At 66.6% G+C, this 24435-nt stretch carries 18 protein-coding genes and 1 CRISPR repeat array; of the genes, 9 read left to right on the top strand and 9 right to left on the bottom strand.

Annotation, left to right across the window (positions count from 1 at the left end; genetic code table 11):
- Positions 1-100 precede the first annotated feature (100 nt).
- A CRISPR array of direct repeats spans positions 101-3742; the repeat unit is 28 nt; unit sequence CTTCACTGCCGGATAGGCAGCTCAGAAA.
- Positions 3743-3959: 217 nt separating this feature from the next.
- Both PHD22_RS16880 and PHD22_RS00860 read right to left on the bottom strand, forming a co-directional pair.
- The gene (locus tag PHD22_RS16880) at positions 3960-4085 is read right to left on the bottom strand and encodes a HepT-like ribonuclease domain-containing protein (protein WP_366520658.1); all 126 of its coding nucleotides are present in this window, start codon (positions 4083-4085) and stop codon (positions 3960-3962) included.
- Between the two features lie 136 nt (positions 4086-4221).
- Positions 4222-4485 (bottom strand): nucleotidyltransferase family protein, encoded by a 264-nt coding sequence (locus PHD22_RS00860; protein WP_299860889.1) that lies wholly within the window; start codon positions 4483-4485, stop codon positions 4222-4224.
- Between the two features lie 108 nt (positions 4486-4593).
- Here PHD22_RS00860 and PHD22_RS00855 point away from each other — a divergent pair, with 108 nt between their 5' ends.
- Positions 4594-5382: a PEP-CTERM sorting domain-containing protein gene (locus PHD22_RS00855; protein ID WP_299860887.1), complete on the top strand. Its 789-nt coding sequence runs from the start codon at positions 4594-4596 to the stop codon at positions 5380-5382.
- Positions 5383-5615: 233 nt separating this feature from the next.
- On the top strand, positions 5616-7646 hold the full coding sequence (locus PHD22_RS00850) for a methyl-accepting chemotaxis protein (protein ID WP_299860884.1): 2031 nt from the start codon (positions 5616-5618) through the stop codon (positions 7644-7646).
- Between the two features lie 33 nt (positions 7647-7679).
- Here the strand turns inward: PHD22_RS00850 and PHD22_RS00845 are convergent, their stop codons facing one another.
- The 3 genes from PHD22_RS00845 to PHD22_RS00835 form a co-directional block, all read right to left on the bottom strand.
- Positions 7680-8747 (bottom strand): alkene reductase, encoded by a 1068-nt coding sequence (locus PHD22_RS00845; protein ID WP_299860881.1) that lies wholly within the window; start codon positions 8745-8747, stop codon positions 7680-7682.
- Between the two features lie 73 nt (positions 8748-8820).
- Positions 8821-9465: a TRIC cation channel family protein gene (locus PHD22_RS00840; protein WP_299860879.1), complete on the bottom strand. Its 645-nt coding sequence runs from the start codon at positions 9463-9465 to the stop codon at positions 8821-8823.
- A gap of 13 nt (positions 9466-9478) precedes the next feature.
- Positions 9479-11059 (bottom strand): diguanylate cyclase, encoded by a 1581-nt coding sequence (locus tag PHD22_RS00835; protein ID WP_299860877.1) that lies wholly within the window; start codon positions 11057-11059, stop codon positions 9479-9481.
- Between the two features lie 146 nt (positions 11060-11205).
- Between PHD22_RS00835 and PHD22_RS00830 the strand changes: the two genes are divergently transcribed.
- From PHD22_RS00830 to PHD22_RS00800, 7 genes are all read left to right on the top strand, one after another.
- Entirely contained in the window at positions 11206-11565 is a 360-nt protein-coding gene (locus PHD22_RS00830; protein WP_299860874.1) for a hypothetical protein, read from the top strand.
- A gap of 113 nt (positions 11566-11678) precedes the next feature.
- Positions 11679-12872, top strand: coding sequence for a TolC family protein (locus PHD22_RS00825; RefSeq protein ID WP_299860871.1), 1194 nt, complete (start codon positions 11679-11681; stop codon positions 12870-12872).
- Entirely contained in the window at positions 12869-13396 is a 528-nt protein-coding gene (locus tag PHD22_RS00820) for a hypothetical protein (RefSeq protein ID WP_299860868.1), read from the top strand. The genes PHD22_RS00825 and PHD22_RS00820 overlap by 4 nt, the downstream gene beginning before the upstream one ends.
- A complete protein-coding gene (locus PHD22_RS00815; RefSeq protein ID WP_299860865.1) occupies positions 13393-14499 on the top strand; it encodes an HlyD family efflux transporter periplasmic adaptor subunit in 1107 nt (368 codons plus the stop codon). The genes PHD22_RS00820 and PHD22_RS00815 overlap by 4 nt, the downstream gene beginning before the upstream one ends.
- A complete protein-coding gene (locus PHD22_RS00810; protein ID WP_299860862.1) occupies positions 14496-17627 on the top strand; it encodes an efflux RND transporter permease subunit in 3132 nt (1043 codons plus the stop codon). Before PHD22_RS00815 ends, PHD22_RS00810 begins: the two co-directional genes overlap by 4 nt.
- Before the next feature lie 24 nt (positions 17628-17651).
- Positions 17652-18065 carry a hypothetical protein gene (locus tag PHD22_RS00805; RefSeq protein ID WP_299860859.1) on the top strand — a complete coding sequence of 138 codons (414 nt, stop codon included), beginning with the start codon at positions 17652-17654 and terminating at the stop codon, positions 18063-18065.
- An 81-nt stretch (positions 18066-18146) separates the two neighbouring features.
- Positions 18147-18749 carry a nitroreductase family protein gene (locus tag PHD22_RS00800; protein ID WP_299860856.1) on the top strand — a complete coding sequence of 201 codons (603 nt, stop codon included), beginning with the start codon at positions 18147-18149 and terminating at the stop codon, positions 18747-18749.
- A gap of 83 nt (positions 18750-18832) precedes the next feature.
- Here PHD22_RS00800 and lgt read toward each other — a convergent pair whose 3' ends face one another.
- The 4 genes from lgt to uvrA all read right to left on the bottom strand — a co-directional run bounded on the left by lgt (position 18833) and on the right by uvrA (position 24407).
- Positions 18833-19621, bottom strand: a complete 789-nt coding sequence (gene lgt / locus PHD22_RS00795; RefSeq protein WP_299860853.1) for a prolipoprotein diacylglyceryl transferase — start codon at positions 19619-19621, stop codon at positions 18833-18835.
- A gap of 45 nt (positions 19622-19666) precedes the next feature.
- Positions 19667-20365: a YceH family protein gene (locus PHD22_RS00790; protein ID WP_299860851.1), complete on the bottom strand. Its 699-nt coding sequence runs from the start codon at positions 20363-20365 to the stop codon at positions 19667-19669.
- Positions 20366-20470: 105 nt separating this feature from the next.
- Positions 20471-21379, bottom strand: a complete 909-nt coding sequence (locus PHD22_RS00785; protein ID WP_299860848.1) for a DUF1186 domain-containing protein — start codon at positions 21377-21379, stop codon at positions 20471-20473.
- Positions 21380-21545: 166 nt separating this feature from the next.
- On the bottom strand, positions 21546-24407 hold the full coding sequence (gene uvrA / locus PHD22_RS00780) for an excinuclease ABC subunit UvrA (RefSeq protein WP_299860845.1): 2862 nt from the start codon (positions 24405-24407) through the stop codon (positions 21546-21548).
- Positions 24408-24435: the final 28 nt, after the last annotated feature.

The following is a 24435-nucleotide window of genomic DNA, read 5'->3' as shown; positions in this document are numbered from 1 at the left end:
TCCTCTAGCGCTGCGAGCTCGCACCAATGACGTGTCGGTCATCGCGGCGCTGCCGTTCTCCTTGTAAGCCATATTCGTTTCTTCCGGAACGCCGGGCGTGCGGGACGCGCGGATGGGATGCTCAGAAATCACCGACAACGGCGTTTCGATCGGCTGGGGCCTTCACTGCCGGATAGGCAGCTCAGAAAAGGATGCGCGCCCAGGTGGGCGTACCTGTGGACTTCACTGCCGGATAGGCAGCTCAGAAAGTCATCGTCGAAGCCCAGTTCGGCGCCGCCGACTTCACTGCCGGATAGGCAGCTCAGAAACGTGGCGGGGCGCTGCAGGGTGATGCGGGCGTCTTCACTGCCGGATAGGCAGCTCAGAAAGCCTAAATCAGCCTTGACCGTACAAAGCAGAACTTCACTGCCGGATAGGCAGCTCAGAAACTCGGCCAGACGGCATCCAGCTGCGGGGCGACTCTTCACTGCCGGATAGGCAGCTCAGAAAGAAGACGGTGAGCGCGTCGCCCACCTGCAGCCCTTCACTGCCGGATAGGCAGCTCAGAAAGTCGTGTGCCCCAGGAGCTTGGCGACCAGGAGCTTCACTGCCGGATAGGCAGCTCAGAAAAGGATGACGGCCATCAGGTCGTTGAAACCCAACTTCACTGCCGGATAGGCAGCTCAGAAAGTTCCCCACGACGGATTCACGCAGCGCCACCAGCTTCACTGCCGGATAGGCAGCTCAGAAAGTTGTTTTGCTGCGTGAGCAGATCCTTGATCTTCTTCACTGCCGGATAGGCAGCTCAGAAAAGGTTCGTCACGGCCATATCCGGGTAAAAGTTCCTTCACTGCCGGATAGGCAGCTCAGAAAGGAACTGGTGTGCCGCAGTCCGCAACGACGACCCTTCACTGCCGGATAGGCAGCTCAGAAAGGCGAGGCGGGCGAGGTTGTGCTTGTCTGATACTTCACTGCCGGATAGGCAGCTCAGAAAGGATGGCAGGCGGCAACTCCCCTGGCTCGACCCTTCACTGCCGGATAGGCAGCTCAGAAAGATGGCCTGAAGAACGCGACGGGCCAAAGGACCTTCACTGCCGGATAGGCAGCTCAGAAAAAAATCAAGGACGCCCTTCTGTGATAATTGATCTTCACTGCCGGATAGGCAGCTCAGAAAGAGGGCGGGCCTCCGCCGTCGGCAGTCTCGGTCTTCACTGCCGGATAGGCAGCTCAGAAAAATCCGGACGGCGACATCCGGCTGATGACTTACTTCACTGCCGGATAGGCAGCTCAGAAACTCAACGATTGACAGCTACGCGGGCGAGTTCAACTTCACTGCCGGATAGGCAGCTCAGAAAGTTTAGTCAGCGGATCCGGATTGGGCAAGAGACTTCACTGCCGGATAGGCAGCTCAGAAATGTTCGATCTGGATCACCAAGGCCTGGTGTCGCTTCACTGCCGGATAGGCAGCTCAGAAAAGCGTGATCACCGAATCCGAGGCCGGTCGCTTCTTCACTGCCGGATAGGCAGCTCAGAAATGAAACCCTTGCCTGCTCCCGGAACCGTGCGTCTTCACTGCCGGATAGGCAGCTCAGAAATTGCAGCCAAGGCCCCTCAAAACGTCCGCGTCCTTCACTGCCGGATAGGCAGCTCAGAAACGGATCACGTCGCACCCTGGCTGACTACATCGCCTTCACTGCCGGATAGGCAGCTCAGAAACCCGAGGCGGATCAAGATGGAGCTTTTCCCTGCTTCACTGCCGGATAGGCAGCTCAGAAATTTCCGCCGGCGCGCATTTGTTCGGAGATGTCCTTCACTGCCGGATAGGCAGCTCAGAAAGAGCTGGTCGTCAATGCGCGTCGCCATCTTCGCTTCACTGCCGGATAGGCAGCTCAGAAAAGCCGCCGCCGACGAGATCCGCATTGCCGCCGGCTTCACTGCCGGATAGGCAGCTCAGAAAGACATCCTGCCGCGCCTGGAGGCCTATCTCAACTTCACTGCCGGATAGGCAGCTCAGAAATCGAGCACGTCGGTCAAGGGCCTCGCTGAAGCCTTCACTGCCGGATAGGCAGCTCAGAAACAGGCCCAGATCGCCCTGGTGGGTCGGTTTCACTTCACTGCCGGATAGGCAGCTCAGAAACTTGTAACGCGCAGGCTTGAACAGGAACTCCAGCTTCACTGCCGGATAGGCAGCTCAGAAAAAGCTGTTCTCCGGCACGAACAAGGCGGCGTACTTCACTGCCGGATAGGCAGCTCAGAAATTCAACGGGCAGGCAATCCGCGACTACATCAACTTCACTGCCGGATAGGCAGCTCAGAAAGGCAAGCCTCTCCGCGTGATCGTCGCCCAGGACTTCACTGCCGGATAGGCAGCTCAGAAACAGTGGGACACCGAGTTCTGCAGCAAGGCTGGCTTCACTGCCGGATAGGCAGCTCAGAAAAAATACGATGGTCTGGAGACGCTCTACAAGGACTTCACTGCCGGATAGGCAGCTCAGAAAATTAGCAATGTATGCCTCTGCAAACAGCTTCTTCTTCACTGCCGGATAGGCAGCTCAGAAATATGACTTTCCGGGCACGGCGCAGAATCGCCTCTTCACTGCCGGATAGGCAGCTCAGAAATGTAGAAATTCCAGGAGCAGAACCAGAGCTGATCTTCACTGCCGGATAGGCAGCTCAGAAAGGTGTCGTCATGCCGCCGGGTCGGTGGGGATGCTTCACTGCCGGATAGGCAGCTCAGAAAGGCCGCAGCTGATCGTCTGCCCGTTGCTCACCCTTCACTGCCGGATAGGCAGCTCAGAAAACCGCCCCCGGCCGCTACACCCTGGCCCTGGCCCTTCACTGCCGGATAGGCAGCTCAGAAAGCCTCCAGATCAGCCGCTATGCGCTCCTTGTCCTTCACTGCCGGATAGGCAGCTCAGAAAGACTGGTCAATCAGCGTGACGGATGGGAAGTGCCTTCACTGCCGGATAGGCAGCTCAGAAAACGCGCTGCAGCACCTGCGCCGTGGAAAGAAGCTTCACTGCCGGATAGGCAGCTCAGAAATCATCATCGGCGACCCGAAGCGCGCCCAGGGCCTTCACTGCCGGATAGGCAGCTCAGAAAAACCGTCACGGCGAGAAGCAGGACGGCGCGCTCTTCACTGCCGGATAGGCAGCTCAGAAATTCCAGAGGTGTTCACCGCAGCACCGGATCTTCTTCACTGCCGGATAGGCAGCTCAGAAAACAAGCTCGTCATCCACCGTCGAGAACACGACCTTCACTGCCGGATAGGCAGCTCAGAAATCGGCGCGGATGGCGGCAGCATCGGGCGCCGCCTTCACTGCCGGATAGGCAGCTCAGAAAAGCTCGAGAAGCGTCTCGAGTCTGCCCCTCGTCTTCACTGCCGGATAGGCAGCTCAGAAATTCCGAGAGAAGTATTACGAATGTGAATGTGACTTCACTGCCGGATAGGCAGCTCAGAAATCCGCGTCCGCGTTCGGATCGGCGGCTATCGTCTTCACTGCCGGATAGGCAGCTCAGAAATGCGGCCTGTGCTGGACCACCACGAAACCCATCTTCACTGCCGGATAGGCAGCTCAGAAAAGGACAGCTGGCCAGTCCTACGGTTGGAAGGGCTTCACTGCCGGATAGGCAGCTCAGAAATGTTCGGCACCTTTGGCACCGTCAGCTACGCGCTTCACTGCCGGATAGGCAGCTCAGAAAGAACCGAAAGACCACTTTCCAATTGTCCCCTGCCTTCACTGCCGGATAGGCAGCTCAGAAAAGAGGTTGGCAGACGTGACCCTCGATGAACCGATGGCGACGCGGATTGACGATCAGCGCTCCGAGTGTTCCCCACGAACGTGGGGATGAACCGAACACGCCGTGCTCAGCGGGTCATGGAGGAGGGAGCCCGCTTTCGGCGGCGCGGCTGATTGCCGGCAACTGGGCTGCCAGTTTGGGGGCGCACGTTGCACGGTCTCCCAGATCACGCTGATGTCCTACTCGAAATACCCGTGTGCGATCCGGTTGCGCATGCCTTTCATGCTGGACCACGGCACAGAGGGGTATCCCGCAACAAAGTCGCTGTAGTGCTCCAGGAGCTTTGCTGCGAGCTCACCGATCACGAGGAGGTTAAGTGTACGACGGCCTGCTGGGTTCGCCGGTCTGCGTTGAAGCCCTCCCGTTGGTTTTCAACGTAGGCGAGTGCTTGACGGGCCGCTTCGTCCATTTGTTCAAGCCAGAGAGACAGGCGGCTTTCCGTCACAGGGGAGGCGCCTCTGTAAGGATTTTTGCGCGGATTCGAAGCGGTAGGTCGTTGGGGGTCACTAGATCGACTGGAACACCTAGTAGTGCCTCCAGTTTCACCTGGAGTCCGCCCAGATCGAAGAGTGTCGTCTCGGGTGTGGGGGCCACGAGCAGGTCGAGGTCACTCCGGTCGGTATCCGTTCCATGCAGTACGGAACCGAAAACACGGGGGTTGCTGACATGAAAGCGCCACGCCTGGCGTGCCGTTAAAAACTTCACATCCACCCGCAAGATGGAAGGTTTTATGGGGAAACATGCCCAATAAGTCCGGGTTGGTGCCGGAGCGGGGCTTTATTCTTGCCCCATCTTTCCAGCCAATGACCTGCCATGACCCAGATGCCTCGATTTCTTGCTCTTGCCGTTGGTGCAGCCCTTTCCGTCGCCGCGACGTCGGCCAGTGCGCTGACGTTCGGTATCTTTGGTGACTCGAAAAATCAGGCGGCAACCATGGTGGTGAGCCAGGGTTATACGGCTTCGCTCCTCAACAATCTGGGCGCATCCAGTCTTGCGGGAATCGATGTGCTGTGGGTCCTCAACGGGAGCAATGGTGGGCACAGTGCCCAGCTCAGCGGGAATGCCGCGGCCGTAAACGCATTCGTTTCGTCGGGGGGCGTGTTCGTCTATCACGACCGGACGGTGACCAATGCGGCCTCGGTCTTGCCGGGGGGCGCGGGCATCGGTTTCGTGCGCAGCACCAGTTCCGAGGCCAACACGGTGGCGGGGAGCGAACTGTTGAGCGGTCCGGGGGGTGTCATCACCAACACCACCCTGGATGGGGGCAGTTCTTCGAGCCACGGTTACGCACTGGCCAACACCCTGAAGGCCGGCACCCACCAGCACCTGACCCAGGCGAACGGGAGCTTCGTGACCGACTTCGATTTCCAGTGGGGCCTGGGCGATGTCTATTACTCGTCGATCCCTCTGGATTACTACCTGGGGGGTTCCGGGCTTGCGACGTTCCGAACGGTCTATGCGCCCAATATGGCGAGTTACGCTGCGGAGCTTTCGGTGGAGAACCGCCTTCCCAAGACGGTTCCGGAGCCTGCAAGCATGGCCTTGGTCAGTCTCGGCCTCGCGGGGGTGGCTTTGGCCCGTCGTCGCATGAGCGTGGTCTGAGGGCGATCTGCATCTCACTGCCAACCCGCCGCGAGGCGGGTTTTTTGTTGCCGGGCGCGGGGTGGGATGTTTGACCCATGTCAACGGACTGTGGATGGATGCCCCGGCGTGTGTTCAGTTGTCACATTTGCCGCCGATGTACCCCGGAAGCCGCTGGCCTTTGCCGGTGGGGGGAGGGGCACGGAGTCTTGCCGTCCCTCCGGGACAGCCCTTCGATCGGAGAATAAAAACAGATGTTTCGCAATAGCAGCCTTGGACAAAAGCTGACCGTGGTCATCGTGGGGGTGCTGCTGGTCGCCCTGCTGGTGGGATCGGTGGTGTTGGGTCGGGCCTCCGACCGCTTGGTGACGGAGACGGCGACCCAGTCCGTGGAGACGGTCAATGCCACGGTGCTGGATATGGTGGATGTTTTCGCGGTGCAGCTGGAGAAGGGGGCGGACCGCCTGATGAGCGCCCTCCAGCTGAGCCTGCACGAGCCCTTGCGCCGGGATGCCGGTGCCTCGGTGCCGATGGGGGGCCGGACGGTGCCGGTCCTGCGCCTGGGGGCCAAGCCCTTGAACCTGGATTTCGGGCTGGTGGATGCCTTCACCCGGGAAACCGGGGGGGTGGCGACGCTGTTCGTGCGGGACGGGGACGATTTCGTGCGGATCACCACGTCCCTGAAGAAGGAGGATGGCTCCCGCGCGGTGGGGACGGTGCTCGACCGTGCCCATCCGGCCTACGGGCGGATGCTCAAGGGGGAGACGTACCGGGGGCCAGCCCGCCTCTTCGGGCGGGATTACTACACCAAGTACGTGCCGATCCGGGAGGGGAGCGATGTAGTGGGCATCCTGTTCATCGGGGTGGATTTCACCGATGAGCTCAAGGCCCTGACGGCGCGGATCAAGTCCACCCGGGTCGGGGAGACGGGGTATGTCTTTGTATTGAATGCCAAGGAAGGGCCGGCCTTCGGTCAGTTCGTGGTCCATCCGGAAAAGGAAGGGCAGAGCGGGCTGGAGCTGACGGATTCGGAAGGGCGTTTCATCCTCAAGGAGATGTTGTCCCAGAAGAAGGGGCTCCTCCAGTACACCGCCCGGGATGCGGGTGGCGGGTCGGGCAAGGGCAGGATCACGGCCTATGGTCACAATGAGCGCCTGTCGTGGGTGATCGCGTCCGGGGCCAACACGGAGGATCTGGGCCGCAGCATGCATGCCCTGATCTACCTGGCCGGGGCGGTGGGGCTGGCGCTGGCGGTCCTGTTGCCGATCCTGATTTTCGTGGTGATCCGGCGGGTGGTCTCGGTGCCCCTCGGCGAGCTGCAGCAGTTCTGTCAGCGCGTCCAGGAGACCCACGATTTCACGTTGCCGGCGCCTTTCGTGGGGAACGATGAGGTCGGGCGGACCGGGCAGGCCATCGTCAGCCTGCTGGGGACCCTGCGTCAGACCTTCGGTGAGTTGCTGGAGACGGTGGCTCAGGTGGAGCAGGCGGCTCAGGAAATGTCGGGGGCGTCGGTGAACGCGGCCCGGCAGTCCCATGTGGCGAGTGATTCGGCGTCGGCGATGGCGGCGGCCATCGAGGAGATGACGGTGAGCATCAGCCACATCACCGAGAGCGCCGAGGTGGCAGTGAGCATGGCCCGCCGGGCGGGAGAGCGCTCCCGCGAGGGCTGCGAAACCATCCTGGGGGCAACCCAGGAGATGACGGCCATCTCCGACGAGGTGCAGCGGGCGTCCCTGGTGATCAACGACCTGACCCGGGAGGCCGGGCGGATTTCCAGCATTGTGGGGGTGATCCGCGAGGTGGCGGAGCAGACCAACATGCTGGCGCTCAATGCGGCCATCGAGGCGGCTCGGGCAGGGGAGAGCGGACGGGGGTTTGCCGTGGTGGCGGACGAGGTGCGCAAGCTGGCGGAGCGGACCTCCACGTCCACCGCCGAGATCACCGCGATGGTGGCGTCGGTCCAGTCCCTGTCGGTGCAGGTGAACGCGATCATGGGGCAATCGGTGGGGCAGGCGGCGCATGGGTCGGCGTTGGCCCAGGAGGCTTCGGCCGCCATCACGGAGATTCAGGAGAGCGCCGACAAGGTGATCGAACTGGTTCATGAGATCACCCTGTCGATGGGCGAGCAGAATGTCGCCAGCCAGCAGGTGGCAGCCCAGACGGAGCAGGTGGCGCGGGTGGCCGAGGAGAACAACGCGGCCTCAGTCCAGGCCAGTCAGTCGGCCGAGCGGCTGGAGGCGCTGGGGACGGCCATCTCCGGGCAGGTGAAGCAGTTCCGGATCTGATGGCCTGCCCATGGGCGACCCTGCCGCCGGCGTTTACTGCATGAAGGGATAGTCGGTGTAGCCTTCGGGGCCCGGACTGTAGAAGGTGGTCGGGTCGGCTGCGTTGAGCTGGGCGCCCACCTTGATGCGGGCGGGCAGGTCCGGGTTGGCCAGGAAGGGGACGCCGAAGGCCACGCCATCGAGCTGGCCGCTTTCGATGGCGGCAGCGGCTTCCTGGGGGCTGTAGCCCATGTTGCCGATGAGCACGCCCCGGTAGTGTTTGCGCGCTGGGGTCAGCACGTCGTCCTTCTGCTGGCCGAGGAAATCGCTGCGCATCACGTGCAGGTAGGCCAGCCGGTAGTCGTTGAGGCGCTCGGCGAGCCAGCTGATCAGGCCCACCGGGTCGCTGTCGATCATGCTGTTGTAGCTGTTGAGGGGAGAGAGGCGCAGGCCGACTCGGTCGCTGCCCCACACGTCGATGGTGGCTTGCAGCACTTCCAGCAGCAGGCGGGCACGGTTCTCGATGGGGCCGCCGTAGGGGCCGCTGCGCCGGTTGGCGCCGTCGCGCAGGAATTCGTCCAGGAGGTAGCCGTTGGCGCCGTGCACTTCGACGCCGTCGAAACCGGCGGCCCGGGCGTTCGCAGCGGCCTGGCGAAATCCGGCGACGATGCCCGGGAGCTCGTCATCCTGCAACGCGCGGGGGACGACGTAGGGCTTCTTCCCTTCGGGGGTATGCACCTCGTCGTTGGTGATGGCGATGGGGCTCGGGGCCACTGGCTGGGCGCCGTCGTTGAGGAGCGGGTGGCAGGCCCGGCCGCCGTGCCAGATCTGCAGGAAGATGCGGCCTCCCGCCGCATGGACCGCGTCGGTGACCTTTTTCCAGCCGGCCACCTGGGCGGCATTGTAGATGCCCGGTTCGTGCCAGAAGGCAGAGTTGCCCGCCATGGCCATGGTGGCCTCGGTGATGATCAGGCCGGCGCTGGCCCGCTGGGCGTAATGGGTCGCGATCAGGTCGCCCGGCACGTGGCCCGCTTCGGCCCGGCAGCGGGTGAGGGGAGCCATCAGGATCCGGTTGGGCAGGGTCAGCGCACCCGCTTGCAGGGGTTGGAACAGGGCAGACATGGGAACTCCTGGTGTTCGGTAAGGAATCGGGTTTGTTTCCCGCCGGGGGCAATTGTTCCCGCAGGGGATGGTTTCAGGCCCCGGGTTCGCGGAGCACGGGGCGGGTTTGCCAGTTATAGCGGATGGTCAGGCTGCGGATCATGAAGAACAGGGCGATGGTGGTCCAGGCTGCAGGGAGCGTGGCCACGTCAAGGGCCAGGGTGAGGAGCAGGAAGACCAGGCAGGCCAGCACCACGACCACGCTGAAGAACTGCCCCGGCTGGAGAATGAAGGGGATCTCCCGGACGATCATGTCCCGCAGGACCCCTCCGCCCACGCCGCTCACGGCGCCCACCAGCACCACACCGGGCAGGGGGATGCCAGCGCCCAGGGCCAACTGCATGCCGACCACGGCGAAGGCCGGGGTGCCGATGGCGTCGATGGTGCTGACGAGCTTGTCCACCACTTTCAGGTCGGCAATGCGCTGGCGCAGCAATCCGATCAGCAGCGTGGCCAGGGTGATCAGGGGCAGGTAGACCGGATCGGTGAGAACCGGCGGCGTGCGCTGCAGGAAGACCCCGTCCCGCAGGATGCTGCCGCCCACCGAGGTGAGCAGCGCCAGCACGAACACGCCCACCACGTCGAGCCGCTTGCGCAGGGCGACGATGGCCCCCGACAGGGCCCAGCTGAAGGTGGCCAGGTAGTCGAAGAAAACCGGTACGTGGAAGGCGGTGCTCATGGGGGCGCCGGGCTCATCCGGCCACGGCCATCTGGTTGCGACCGGCGTCCTTGGCCTGGTACATGGCGTCGTCGGCGCTCTTCATCAGATGGACCTCGTCGATGCCGTGGTCTGGATAGAGGCCGATGCCGATCGAGCAGGAAATGTTCAGCACATGGCTCGCCACTTCGAAGGGGGTGGCCAGGGCGGTCCGGATGCGCTCGGCAACCTGCTCGGCATCGGCGGCAGTGTCCACCTGGGGCAGCAACACCACGAATTCGTCCCCGCCGATGCGTGCCAGGGTGTCCGACTCCCGGAGGCAGGCACGCATGCGTCCGCTCGCCGCCACCAGGAGCTGGTCGCCCACGCCGTGCCCGTATTCGTCATTGACCGGCTTGAAGCGGTCCAGATCCACGAACATGAGGGCGGCCCGGGTGTCGTCCCGCCGGGCGCGGGCGAGGGCGGAGGCGAGCCGGTCCGAGAACAGGGCGCGATTGGGGAGGCGGGTGAGGGGGTCGTGCTGGGCCATGTGGCGCATGCGCTCCTCGCTTTCCCGCAGTTCGAGGGTCATCTGGTGGGCCCGTTCATGCGCCCGCACCCGGGAGGTGGTCAGCTGCCAGGTGATGAGGGCGAGCAGCAGGCTCACGAAGCCGCCGGAGAGGGCGGTCAGGCGGGCCTTGTCTCCCCCCTGGGTGGCCTCGAAAGCGGGTGTGCTGAAGATTTCCAGGGTCCAGGCATGCTGGCTGAAGCGGATCTCCCGGTAGGCCGTGAAGCGGGAGGGGAGCGCATCGTCCTGCTCCGGGTGGGAGTCGAACATCCCTTGGGCCATGCGGGTGCCCGGACCGTCGTAGATCCGCAGGCCGATCCCGGGGGTGCCGCTGCCGTACAGGCTGGCCATCAGGTCATGAACCCGGAATGCCACGTGGACCCAGCCCTGCAGGGCTGTCTGGCGTTCGGCCAGGGTGCCGGTGGGGCTGCCCCGCCGGTAGAGAGCCAGGTACAGGGCGATGCCTGGCTGGGGCGAGGTCTTGTCCATCAGCAGGTGGGTCTTGGGGGTCATGGTGATCCGCCCCGAGTCCCGGGCCTGGAGCATGACCGGACCCCGCACCGGGGCGGCCAGCATGTCCAGGTTCTTGACGCTTTTGTTCTCCTGGGTGGGTGGGGCGACGAAGGCGATGGGGCCGCGGAGGGTGTTTTCCTGGCGCAGGAGGGGCGTATAGGCGACCACCTGCAGTCCTTCCAGCTCGTGGCCCCGGGTCAGCGCATCCACGTAATCCAGAAAATCCCTTTCGCTGACGGCATCGGAGGCCTGGAACAAGCCGCGGACGCCCCGCAGGAGCTGCTCGTAGGTGGCGATCTGGTTCTCGATGCGTTCTGCGGTCTGGCGGACGTGGAGATTGAAATTGTCTTCCAGGCGCTGCTGGCTGCCGGTGTATTCGGAGTGGGAGAGGAGTCCTGTGCACGCCAGGGCGACAACAAAGACCAGCAGCGGGAGCAGGGCCTGACCTGGGTGGCGCCCGTCAGAGGGTGTCTCGAGGGCGTGGTGGTGCGGGTCCTCGGGCAGACCGGATGAGGTGGGGACGGGCTCGGGTGTGGGGACCGCAGGCGAGGCCATGGAGGCGGGTGGGGGTTTCTGGGTGAAGAGGTTCTTGACAGGCCTAAGGGTAACAATTTCAGGAAGAAATTGATCCTGGCGATGGCAAATCATCGTTACTTCGCTAAAATTTCGCCAGAATTTTTTTCTGGTGTGTCCTTTCTCCCGTGCTGCGCCGTCTGCTGACCCTGTTGCTGCTCGTGTTGCTGCCCCTCCAGGCCGTGGCCGGGATGGCTGCGCCCCTGTGCCGGCATGGGATGTCCGAGGCGCGCGCGGAGCCGGTCCATTGCCACGAGGAGACGGTCAGCGTCAGCGTTGATGCCGGCCTGCCCGATGTTGCGGCACACCAGGAGATGTTCTGTGACGGCTGCGGTGCCTGCCACCATGTGGCCTTCTCCCTGCTGGCCGTGCCGGATCTGGCCCCGCTCGTGAGCTTCTCTCCGGTTCGCGTGGCGTCGCCCCTGGCACCCCTTCCCTCCCGCGTCCCGGCCCAGCCCGAGCGACCGCCCAGACTCGCCGCCGCCTGACGCGGACGGCCTCCCTCTTTCTTTTCCGATCCTCTGATCGCTGGCGTCCGCTGGCGTGACGGAGCTGCGGCCTGGCTGTCCGCCCTTGTCCATCCATTGCTTGCGAGGATTGCATGGGACGCCTGATCGCGCCTTTATTGTTGAGTTTTTCCCTGTCGGCGGCGGCCCTGGCCGCGTCGCCGTCCACCACGGAGTTGGTGGAGGCGGCCTGGCAGCGTCATCCCCAGGCCCGGGGGCTGGATGCCCGCCGGGCCGAGCTGGCGGCCCTGGCCGACCTGGCCGCTGGCTGGACACCCGGTCCCGGTTCCGTGGGGATCGGCAACCGCAATGACCAGACCTTCGAACGCCGGGGCCAGCTGGAGTGGGAGCTGGAGTACGCCCAGCCCGTCTGGCTGCCCGGCCAGGCGGGGGCCCGTCGGGAGGAGGCCGCCGCTGCGCTGCGCACCCTGGAGGCGGAACGGTCCGCCCTGCGCCTGGGCCTGACCCGCAGCGTGCTCGATGCCCACCGGAACTGGCGGTTGGCCCGGGGCCTGGAGGCCCTGGCGGAGCGCCGGCTGGAGGTGGCGACCCAGCTGGCGGCCGATCTGGCGCGGCGGGTCCGCGCGGGAGAGTCTCCCCGCTTTGATCTGAACCTGGCGGAGGGGGAGCGTCTGAGTGCCGAAGGCGCCGTGGCGGAGCAGCGGCTGGCAGTGGCCGATGCCGGCCGGGCCTTTGCCGTGCTGGTGGGGCGTCTGCCCCCCGAGACCCTGGCCGCACCGGTCCCGTCCGACGTCCCCGCCGAGCATCCGGCCCTGGCTGCCGCCCGCGAGGCGGCCGCCCTTGCGACGGCCCGCCTGGCGGTGACCCGCCAGAGTCTCCGGGACAATCCGGAGGTGGGGCTGCGCCTGCGCCGCGAGCGGGGTGGGTACGGTGAAGGGATGGCGGACTCGGTGATGGTCCGGGTGGTGATTCCCCTCGCCTCCGCTCCCCGCACGGCGGCCCGGGAGGCGGGGGCCCAGGCGGCCGTGACCGAGAGTGCCGTGACCCTGGCCCGCCGCCGCAGCCAGCTGGAGGCGGATCAGGCTAGCGCTACCGACCAGCTGGCCACGGCCCGGGCCCTGGAGGAGAGCGCCCGTCGTCGTCAGCAGCTGGCGGAAGACAACGTGCAGCTGGCCGACAGGGCCTGGCGGCTGGGCGAGCGCCCTCTGGAGGCTCTGCTGCGGGCCCGGGCGGCCTCGTTCGATGCAGATTCCGGTGCCCTCAGGGCCCGTTTTGCCCGCGAACAGGCGGAAGCCTGGCGGGATTACCTCAAAGGAGTGGCCGAATGAGCCCCCGATCTCTGATGACGGGTCTGGCAGCCCTGATGATGGCGCTGCCGGCCCTGGCCCATGAGGGCCACGATCATGCTGCTCCGCCCCCCAGCCAGGACGGTGAGTGGGCACCCCGGGCAGAAGCCCGCAGCAACGACTTCGATCTGGTGGTGATCCATCGGGGTGCTCACCTGGAAATCTGGCTCGACCGGGCAGCCGACAATGCGCCGGTCACTGCCGCCCAGGTGGACGTGGAGGTGGGGGATTGGACGGGCAGGGCGGTGGCGGAGCCGGAGGGGTTCTTTCATCTGGATGCGCCGCCCCTGGCCCGCTCCGGTCGTCATGCTCTGGTTTTTACGATCCAGGCCGGCGACAGCGTGGACCTGTTACCGGTGACCCTGGTGGTGCCGGAGGCGGCGGCCACCGCGGCGGGCATTCCACCTGCGTTCTGGCGGATCGGTAGCGGCCTGGGCGTGTTGTGCCTGGCCAGTGGCGCCACCTGGCTGTGGGCCCGGCGCCGGGAGCGGAGGGCGGTCCCATGAGGCTGATGGCATTTGCGCTGGCGCTGGCCACGGCCTTGCCGGTCCTCGCCCACGAGGGACATGCCCCCGATGTCCGGCCTGGGGCCCTGCCGGTGGTGTCCGGGGCCATTGCGACCGATGCACCCCGTCGCCTGACCGATGGTCGCGTGCGGGTGGCCAAGGCATCCCAGCGTCTGTGGGGACTTCGGACCCGCACGGCCCGCCAGGAGGATGCGGCGCCGGTGGTTGAGCTGGCGGGCCGGGTGGTGGCCGATCCGTCGGCGGGGGGGCGCATTCAGGCGCCCTTCGCCGGTACGGTTGAGGCGGGCCCTGGGGGCCTGCCCCTGCCCGGGCAGGCGGTGCGGGGCGGGCAGGTGCTGGCCTGGCTCCGGCCGTCCCTGCCACCCCTTGAGCGTTCTGCCCGCGTGGCCGAGCAGGCGGACGTGGGGGCCCGCCTGGCGGTGGCCCGCCAGCGTGCCGAGCGGCTGGCCCAGCTGGAAGGGAGCGTGGCCCGCAAGGACATCGAGGCGGCCCGCGCCGAGGCTGACGGGTTGGCCCGCCAGTGGGCCGCCCTGGGGTCGGCCCTGGAGGACCGGACCCCGCTGCGGGCACCGGCTGCCGGTCTCCTGGCCAGCGCCCTGGCGAGTGTCGGCCAGCGGGTGGAAGCGGGGACAGAGCTGTTCCAGGTGATCCGTCCCGACCGGCTGATGGTGGAGGCCCTGGCCTACGATCCGTCCCTGGCGGACGGATTGGCTGCGGCCCGGGGTGAGGCGGGTGGGGTGGCTCTGAGCCTGCACTTTGCCGGCGGTGGGCGCAGTCTGCGGGAAGGTGCCGTGCCCCTGTTGTTCCGGGTGGAGGGGCGCCCTCCGGTTGCGGTGGGCCAGCCGGTCAAGGTGCTGGCGAGCCGGCCAGGGACCGGGAAAGCCGTGGTGCTGCCCCTGGCCGCCGTGAGCGGCAGTGGGGACAACGCCCTGGTCTGGGTTCATGAGGCGCCGGAGCTGTTCGCCCCGCGACGGGTCCGCTTGAGGCCCCTCGATGCGGAGCGCGTGGCGGTCCGGGAGGGCCTTGCCGCCGGCGAGCGGGTGGTGGTTCAGGGTGCCCATCTCCTGGGGAACGTGCGATGACGCCCGCCGGCAATCTCTTCGATCGCCTGGTGGGCTGGAGCCTGGCCAACCGGGTGGTGGTGCTGGCCGGTGCGCTGGCCCTGCTGGTGGCGGGCTTCTTCGGCCTGCGCAGCCTGCCGGTGGACGTGTTCCCCGATCTGGACAAGCCCACCGTGACCCTGATGACCGAGGCCGGGGGCATGGCGCCGGAGGAGGTGGAGCAGCTGGTCAGCTTTCCCCTGGAGACCGCCATGAACGGCATGCCTGGGGTGACCCGGGTGCGCTCGGTGTCCGGTATCGGCCTGAGCCTGGTGTATGTGGAGTTCGACTGGGGCAGCGACATCTGGCGCAACCGCCAGAGCGTGGCCGAGCGCCTGGCCACCGTGCGGGAGCGCCTGCCCGCCGGGGTGGCTCCCCAGATGGGGCCGATCGCTTCCATCATGGGGGAGGTGCTGTTGATTGCCCTGCCCATCGATGGCGCCACCACCACGCCCATGGCCGTCCGGGAGTACGCCGACTGGGTGCTGCGCCCGCGCCTGCTTTCTGTGCCCGGTGTGGCCCAGGTGATTCCCATCGGCGGTGGAGTGAAGCAATGGCGGGTGATGCCCGACCCGGCCCGGATGCGCGAGCGGGGCATCGGCCTGGATGAACTGGAGCGGGCGGTGGCGGGGTTCGCGAGTAACAGTGCGGGGGGCTTCCTGGAGCGTCAGGGGCAGGAGTGGCTGGTGCGCGGGGTGGGCCGCAGCCGGCATCTGGAGGATCTGGTGAACCTGCCGGTGGGTACGCCCCGGGGCGTGCCGGTACGTCTTTCCCAAGTGGCCGAGGTGGGGTTTGCGCCGGCGGTGGCCCGGGGCAGCGCCGGCTTCGACGCCCAGCCGGCGGTGATCCTGTCGGTCCAGAAGCAGCCGGGGACCGACAGCATTGCCCTCACCCGGGCGGTGGAGGCTGCGCTGGAGGAGGTGACCCGCAACCTGCCAGCGGGGGTGGCCAAGCCCCGCTTCCTGTTCCGCCAGGCGGACTTCATCGAGGCGGCCCTGGGCAACGTGGAGGAGGCCCTGCGGGACGGTGCCTTCCTGGTGGCCATCGTGCTGTTTGCCTTCCTGATGAATACCCGTACCACGGTGATCTCGCTGCTGGCGATTCCCCTGTCCCTGCTGGCCTCAGTGCTGGTGTTCCGGGCTCTGGGGCTGTCCATCAACACGATGACCCTGGGGGGGCTGGCGATCGCCATCGGGGAGCTGGTGGACGATGCGGTGGTGGATGTGGAGAACGTGCTGCGCCGTCTCAAGGCGCACCGGGCCCGGTCGGCGGATCTGGCCGGGCCGGGGATCCTGGCCGTGATCGCCCGCGCGTGCAGTGAGGTGCGCTCCGGTGTGGTGCTGGCCACGGCCACTGTGGTGCTGGTCTTCGTGCCCCTGTTCGCCCTGCCGGGCATGGAGGGCCGGTTGTTCGTGCCGCTGGGCGTGGCCTACATCGTGTCCATCCTGGCCAGCCTGGGGGTGGCGCTGACGGTGACGCCGGTGCTGTGCTACTTCCTGCTGCCGTCCATGCCCCAGCTGGGCCACGGGGACGGTGCCCTGGTGCGTCGCCTGAAGGTGGCCCAGGCCCGCCTGCTGGCGTGGGCCCTGCCCCGGTCCGGGGGCGTGCTGGTAGCGGCGGTGGTGCTGGTGCTGGGGGCGGCCGCGGTGGTCCCTCTGTTCCCGCGGACCTTCCTGCCCCCCTTCAACGAGGGCACCCTGACCATCAGTGTGCAGCTCCAGCCGGGGGTGTCCCTCACCGAGTCGAGCCGCATCGGCCAGCTGGCCGAGGCCATCGTCCGGGGGGTGCCCGAGGTGGCCCAGGTGGGCCGCCGGACCGGGCGGGCCGAGCTGGATGAGCATGCGGAGGGCGTCCACAGCACCGAGCTGGAGGTGGACCTGCATCCCCAGGGACGCCCCCGGGGGCAGGTGATCGACGATATCCGGAGCCGCCTGGCCCAGCTTCCGGCCAACATCGCGGTGGGCCAGCCCATCGCCCACCGGCTGGACCACCTGTTGTCCGGCGTGCGGGCGGACATCGCGGTCAAGGTTCAGGGGGATGACCTGGACCAGATCCGTGGGGTGGCGGAGGATCTGCGCGGCCGTTTTGCCCGGGTGGCGGGCGTGACGGACCTGCAGATCGAGAAGCAGGTGCGCATTCCCCAGTTGCGGGTCGTGCTGGATTACCCGGCGCTGGCGGCCCATGGAGTGGCACCGGAGACGGTGCTCGGCGTGGTGTCCCGGCTGGTGGGCGGCGAACGGGTGGGGCAGGTGGTGGACGGTGCCCGGCGTTTTGATCTGGTGATTCGCCTGGCCGAGGATCAGCGGGATCCCCTGCGCCTGGCCCAGCTGCCGGTTCCCACGCCGGGCGGCACGGTGGCCCTGGGCCAGCTGGCCCGGCTGGAGGAGGGGGACGGTCCGAACCAGATCGCCCGGGACAACGGCCGGCGGCGCATCGTGGTGTCGGCCAACGTGGCGGCCAGCGGCGAGCAGCGCCTCTCGGACGTGGTGGCGGGGATGCGTGCCGAAGTGGCGGCCATGCCCCTGCCCGAAGGCGTCTCCGTGCGTTTCGAGGGCCAGTTCCAGGCCCAGGAGGACGCCCAGGGCCGTATCGTCTGGCTGTCCCTGCTGTCCCTGGCCCTGATTTTCCTGGTGCTGTACGGGCGCTATGGGTCGGTGCGCCTGGTGGCGATGGTGATGGTGGGAATCCCGGCGGCGCTGGTGGGGGCCGTGGCGGCCCTGGCCCTGTCCGGTCAGCCCCTGTCGGTGGCGGCGCTGGTGGGTTTCGTGACCCTCACCGGGATCGCCACCCGGAACGGCATCCTGAAGATCAGCCATTACCTGCACCTGCACGGGGAGGAGGGCATGCCCTTCGGCGATGCCCTGGTCCTGCGCGGTGCCCAGGAGCGCCTCACCCCGGTGCTGATGACCGCCCTGACCGCTGCCCTGGCCCTGGTGCCTCTTTTGCTGGCCGCCGATGCCCCGGGCAAGGAGCTCCTCCACCCGGTGGCGGTGGTGATCTTCGGGGGACTGGTCAGCTCCACCCTGCTGGATGTACTGCTTACCCCCCTGCTGTTCCGGCGTTATGGCCGGGCGGCCCTGAATCCCCCTGCAACCCCCGCGGCCGGCTGAAGCCGGCCTCACAAGGAGAACATCATGACCCTGCGTACCCTTTCCCTGGTGCTTGCCCTGTTTGTCGGCCCGGTGCTGGCCCACGACGATGCCACCCTGGATGCCATGCCGTCACCCCACGGCGGGCAAGTGCGGATGGCCGGCGCTTATCACCTGGAACTGGTCCTCCGCAAGGATGTGAAGCCCGGGCAGCCGGCACCGGTCCACCTCCACCTCAGCGACCATGGCGGCAATCCGGTGGCGGTGAAGGGCTCCAGCGCCAGCGCGACCCTCCTCGCCCCGGGGGGCAAGGTGGTCGTTTCCCTCAAACCGGTGGGCAACCGGCTGGAGGGCAGTGCCGTGTATGGGGCCGATCCGGCCACCAAGGCGCTGGTGACGGTGAAGTTTGCTGATGGCCAGACGGAGACGGCCCGTTTCGAGCCCTTCAAACCCCGCTGAACGTGATCGATGCAACTTTCTGCTGCCGGGCGGGACGAAGGCCCGGTATGAAGTGTTGACTGACGAACAGGAGCCCTGCCCATGAATACCCTCGAAGCCATCGAATCCCGCCGTGCCGTCAAGAACTACGATCCGGAGCACCGGATGAGCGAGGAGGAGATCACCCGCCTGCTGTCCCTCGGCATGCTCTCCCCCACGGCCTTTAACATCCAGCACTGGCGCTTCGTGGTGGTGGATGACCCGGCCCTCCGCCAGCAGATCCGTGAGGTGGCCTGGAACCAGGCCCAGGTCACCGATGCGTCCCTGCTGGTGGTGTTGTGTGCCGACCTCAAGGCCTGGGAAAAGGCGCCTGCCCGCTACTGGCGCAATGCGCCCCCGGAAGTGCGCGACTTCATGGTTCCGGCCATCGACGCCTACTACCGGGACAAGCCCCAGGTTCAGCGGGACGAGGTGATGCGCTCCTGCGGCATCGCGGCCCAGACCTTGATGCTGGCGGCCCGCAGCATGGGCTACGACTCCTGCCCGATGGACGGTTTCGATTTCGATGCGGTGGCCCGTCTCATCCACCTGCCCGACGACCACGCGATCGCCATGTTCGTGGCCATCGGCAAGGCCACGGCGGAAGCCCGTCCGCGGGGCGGTCAGCTGGACTATGCCGAGGTGGTGGTGAAGAACCGCTTCTGATCCCGTGAAGGCCTCGCTCCCCGGCAAACCCGCAGTTTCCGGGGGGACTTCTCCCGGAGGGGGCCGCAGCACCCCTCCGGGGCTCAGGGCCTCGCCTGGTGCCGCGTGGCCCACACCGCCATGGCCACGCCGGCGAGGATCATCGGCAGGGACAGCCACTGGCCCATGGACAGCCCAAGGGTGAGCAGGCCAAGGAAATCATCCGGTTCGCGGCCGAATTCGGCGATGAAGCGCAAGCCTCCGTAGCCGATCAGGAACACCGCCGAGATGAGCCCCCGGGGGCGGGGCCGGGCGGAAAACCACCACAGGATCAGGAACAGGCTCACCCCTTCCAGTGCAAACTGGTAAAGCTGGGATGGGTGGCGGGGCAGGGCGTCCACTTGGGGAAAAATCATGCCCCAGGGGACATTGGTGACCCGCCCGACCAGTTCGCCATTGATGAAATTGCCCATGCGCCCGGCGGCCAGGCCCAGGGGAACCAGCGGGGCGATGAAGTCGGTGACTGCCAGCCAGGGCCTGCTGGTCTTGCGCGCGAACAGCCACATGGCCACCAGCACCCCCAGAAAGCCTCCGTGGAAGGCCATGCCCCCCTGCCACACGGCAAGGATCTCGGTGGGGTTGGCCAGGTAGTAGACGGGTTTGTAGAACAGTACGTAGCCGAGGCGTCCTCCCAGGATCACCCCGAGCACCCCGTAGAACAGCAGGTCATCAATCTGCTGGGCGTCCCAGCCCAGTTCGGGCCGGCGCCGGGCATGGATCCGTCCAAGGACGACGAAGAGGATGAAGGCGATCAGGTACATCAGGCCGTACCAGCGGACGGCCAGGGGGCCGAGGGACAGGGCGATGGGGTCGAACTGGGGGTGGATGAGCATGGCGATGGGGGCTGTGGTGATTCGGGGTGGCGCTTGCCTCGTCCCTTACTGAAATTCTTTCCTGAAGGCTTCGAACTCGCTGGTGAGCCATTCCAGTTGCTGGCGCAGGCGGCGGACTTCTTCTTCAAGCTCTGCCATGCGGCCACCGCGGGGAGACGTTACGTCCCCGCCGGCTTCGAAGGTCTGCAGGGCGAGGGCGGCACTGCCGCTCATCAGGTGGGTGTAGCGGGCTTCCTTGGTACCGGGGATCTTGGGCAGCTGGACCACCATCGGCGGGTACTTGTCGGTCAGCCGCTCCAGCACTTCCTCCACCTCGGTGGGGGTGGCGAAGGCATGCATGCGCTCGCAGCGGGCCCGGATTTCGCCGATGGTCTGGGGACCGCGGAGCATCAGGATGGCCAGCACGGCCTGCATCGGAGGAGTGAGGGAGTGGCGCAGGCGGACCTGATGCTCCCATTTGGAGACCCGGGCACCGGCCTGATGGCGTTGGCTGACCAGGCCCCGCCCGGCCAGGCGATCAAGGGTGGCCAGTACGGTGGCTTCGGACAGGCTCATGACCGGTTCGCGGCCGGTCAGCTGGTTGCAGCCGGTGACCAGGGCGTTGACCGACAGGGGGTAGGTGTCGGGGGTGACGAAGGCCTTTTCGATCAGCACAGCGAGTACGCGCACCTCGAACTCGTCCAGGTCGAAACCGGGTGCGGCTTCGGGTGCGTCGGCAGGAAGGGGGTGCGGGGTCTCGGTCATGGCAGTCTTCCGGTTCGTGGCGAGGGGCCCATCATAGCCGAGGGGTATGTCGCTCCCGTGGCGGGGCGATGGGCTTCGGGGGCTTGCCTGGGGGCGTCCTGTGACTCAGTGGGCCCCGTGGCATTTCTTGTACTTGCGTCCGCTGCCGCAGGGACAGGGGTCGTTCCGTCCCACCTTGGTTTCTTCCCGGACGATGGGCTGGCGGAGGGCGCCGAGGGGAATGGGCTCCATTTCCACCGGGGGAACATGGTGGATGATGGGCCAGAGCTCGATTTCCGGCATCAGGTCTTCGATCAGACCATGGCCGGCTTTGTTCAGGGCCGCCAGACGTTCGTCCGGACTGCGCAGGATGTCGCGCTCCAGCTGGGTCAGGTCCAGGTAGCTGTCGTCCACCAGGCCCGCGGCAAACCACTCGCGGATCTGCGGCAGCGCAGCTGCCGCCCCCAGGTCGACCAGGTGGCCGACGATGCCGTCCAGCAAGGGAAAGTGTTCGCCGGCGTCCGGGTCGGTCCGCAGCCTGTCCGCTTCCCTGGCGCCGAAGTCCTCCAGGAAATCGATGACCGGGGGGGGAGGCAGGCGTGCTTCCAGGGCCGCCAGGGTCATTGCCTCGAGGGCTGCTGCCCGGCTCCAGCGGCTGGCCTCCGCGTCGTCGGCCAGTGTGGTGAGGGGGGTCAGATCACCGTCGCAGGTGGAGGCCAGGCAGCGGCCATAGCTGCCATGGACCAGCTGGCCGAACACCGTGTCCACCCGGGTTTCATCCAGGTGGCCGAGGCGTGCCAGGGGACGGTATGCGGCTGTCTCCCGCCAGCGGGCGAGCAGGAGCATGACGTACAGGTGGAGTACGTAGCCGTCTGCCTGGGCTGGCGTCGGATCGTCTGCCAGGGCGGTCAGTTCGGCAACCAGCAGCGGGGCGATTTTGACCCGGCAGCCATCCGCCTGGAGCAGGTCCGCCAGGGGCAATGGATTGGTGAGGTATTCGAGCTTGGGGCGGAGGGCAGACCAGATGTCGGACATGGGGCGTGAGGGCGGACTGAAGTAGTCCCCAGTGTACCGGATACCGCTCCCGGGATTGGCAGGATGCGCCAGGGTATCCGTTCCCGGGCCGGCTGCCCGCTGCCGGTGGCGGTCTCCGGGCTGGCGCTCCGGGTGGCATGAGCGGGCCCCTGAAGGAGGGCTCCCGTCAGGGCGCGGCATTCTGCAGGTCGTGGCCGTCGGGGGCGGGCGTTGCGAGCAGGTGGGCCAGATAGCGGCCGGTGTGGCTGGCCGGATTGGCGGCCAGTTGCTCGGGCGTGCCGGCCCCCACCAGGGTGCCGCCGCCGTCGCCGCCCTCCGGGCCCATGTCGATGAGCCAGTCGGCGGTCTTGATCACGTCCAGGTTGTGCTCGATCACCACGATGGTGTTGCCGTGATCACGCAGGCGATGGAGCACCGTCAGGAGCAGTTCGATGTCGGCAAAGTGGAGGCCGGTAGTGGGCTCGTCGAGGATGTAGAGGGTGCGCCCGGTGTCGCGCTTGGAGAGCTCCAGGGCCAGCTTGACCCGCTGGGCTTCACCCCCCGACAGGGTGGTGGCGCTCTGGCCCAGGCGGATGTAGCCCAGGCCCACCTGCATCAGGGTGTCGAGTTTGCGGGCAACGATGGGGACGGCACTGAAGAATTCCAGGGCCTGCTCCACGGTCATCTCCAGCACTTCGTAGATGGTCTTGCCCTTGTAGCGGATCTCCAGGGTTTCCCGGTTGTAGCGTTTTCCGTGGCAGACATCGCACGGGACGTACATGTCGGGCAGGAAGTGCATCTCCACCTTGATCAGGCCGTCGCCCTGGCAGGCCTCGCAGCGCCCGCCCTTGACGTTGAAGCTGAAGCGCCCCGGGCCGTAGCCCCGCGCCTTGGCTTCGGGCACGCCGGAGAACAGGTCGCGGATGGGGGTGAGCAGGCCCGTGTAGGTGGCCGGGTTGGAGCGCGGCGTCCGGCCGATCGGGCTCTGGTCCACGTTGATGACCTTGTCGAAGTGGTCCAGACCTTCGATGTTCTCGCAGGGGGCGGCTTCGATGCTGCTGCCATTGACGTGGCGGGCCACGTGGGCGTACAGGGTGTCGTTGATCAGGGTGCTCTTGCCCGAGCCCGAGACCCCGGTGACGCAGGTGAGGAGGCCGACCGGGATGTCGATGCTGACGTTCTTGAGGTTGTTGCCGGTGGCGCCCTGGATGCGCAGCATCCTGTCCGGATCGGCAGGGTGACGGGTTGCCGGTACAGGGATGCAGCGGGTGCCCGAGAGGAATGCGCCGGTCAGGGAGTCGGGGTGGGCGGCCACCTGGGCCGGCGTGCCCTCGGCAATCACCTGGCCGCCGTGCTCTCCGGCGCCAGGACCCATGTCCACCACGTAGTCGGCCATGCGGATGGCGTCCTCGTCGTGCTCCACGACGATGACCGTGTTGCCCATGTCCCGCAGGCGGCGCAGGGTGTCGAGCAGGCGGTCGTTGTCCCGCTGGTGGAGGCCGATGGAGGGCTCGTCGAGCACGTACATCACGCCAGTGAGGCCGGAGCCGATCTGACTGGCCAGCCGGATGCGCTGGGCTTCGCCCCCGGACAGGGTGTCGGCGGAGCGATCGAGGGACAGGTAGTTGAGGCCCACGTCGATCAGGAACTGGATCCGGCTGGAGATCTCGGTGACGATCTTTTCCGCCACCTGGGCCCGCTGGCCGGTGAGGGCCAGGCCGTCGAAGAAGGCCTTGCTCTGGGCAAGAGGCTGGCGGCTGACCTCGGAAATGGTGCGCTCCCCGATCAGCACGTGACGGGCTTCGGTACGCAGGCGGCTGCCGTGACATGCCGGGCAGGCCTGGTTGGCCCGGTATTTGGCGAGCTCGTCGCGGACGGCGATGGAGTCGGTTTCCTTGAAGCGGCGTTCCAGGTTGGGAATGATGCCCTCGAAGCTGTGCTCCTTGAGCACCATCCTGCCGCTGTCCGAGGGATAGCGGAAGGCGATCTTCTCCGGGCCGGAGCCGTGCAGGACGATCTTGCGGACCTTCTCCGGCAGGCTCTCCCAGGGGGTCTCGATGTCGAAGCTGTAATGGTCGGCCAGGCTGGCCAGCAGCTGGAAGTAGAACTGGTTGCGGCGGTCCCAGCCGCGAATGGATCCGGAGGCCAGGGAGAGTTCCGGGTGGGCGACGACCCGCTCCGGGTCGAAGAAGTCCACGTGCCCCAGACCGTCGCACTTGGGGCAGGCGCCCATGGGGTTGTTGAAGGAGAACAGCCGGGGCTCCAGTTCGGCCAGCGCGAAGCTGCACACCGGGCAGGCGAATTTGGCCGAGAACAGGTGCTCGGTGCCGCTGTCCATCTCGACGGCAATGGCCCGGCCCTCGGCGTGGGTGAGGGCCGTCTCGAAGGATTCGGCAATCCGCCCGCGCAGGTCCTGGCGGACCTTGAACCGGTCCACCACCACTTCGATGGTGTGGCGCTTGCCCTTGTCCAGCGCAGGCAGGCTGTCCAACTCATGCACGATGCCGTCCACCCGCACCCGGACGAAGCCCTGGGCGCGCAACTCGGCGAACAGGTCGGCCTGCTCGCCCTTGCGGCCGCTGATCACCGGGGCGACGATCATCAGCCGGGTTTCCTCGGGCAGGCCCAGCACCGCATCCACCATCTGGGAGATGCTCTGGGCTTCCAGGGCGTGCTCCGGGTGGTCGGGGCAGTGGGGGGTGCCGGCGCGGGCGTAGAGGAGGCGCAGGTAGTCGTGGATCTCGGTGACCGTGCCCACGGTGGAGCGGGGGTTGTGGCTGGTGGCCTTCTGTTCGATGGAGATGGCCGGCGACAGGCCCTCGATCAGGTCCACGTCCGGCTTTTCCATCAACTGGAGGAACTGGCGGGCGTAGGCCGAAAGGCTTTCCACGTAACGCCGCTGACCTTCGGCGTAAAGGGTGTCGAAGGCCAGGGAGCTCTTGCCGGAGCCGGACAGGCCGGTGATCACGGTCAACTGATTGCGCGGGATGTCGAGCGCGATGTTCTTCAGGTTGTGGGTGCGGGCACCGCGGATTCGGATGGCGTCCATGGGGCGTTGGAGGGTGGGGCAACCTGTT

The organism is Zoogloea sp. (genome assembly GCF_028693495.1).
GTDB lineage: Bacteria > Pseudomonadota > Gammaproteobacteria > Burkholderiales > Rhodocyclaceae > Zoogloea.
The sequence above is the reverse complement of the archived record's forward strand: the minus strand, read 5'-3'. Positions and strand labels throughout refer to the sequence as shown.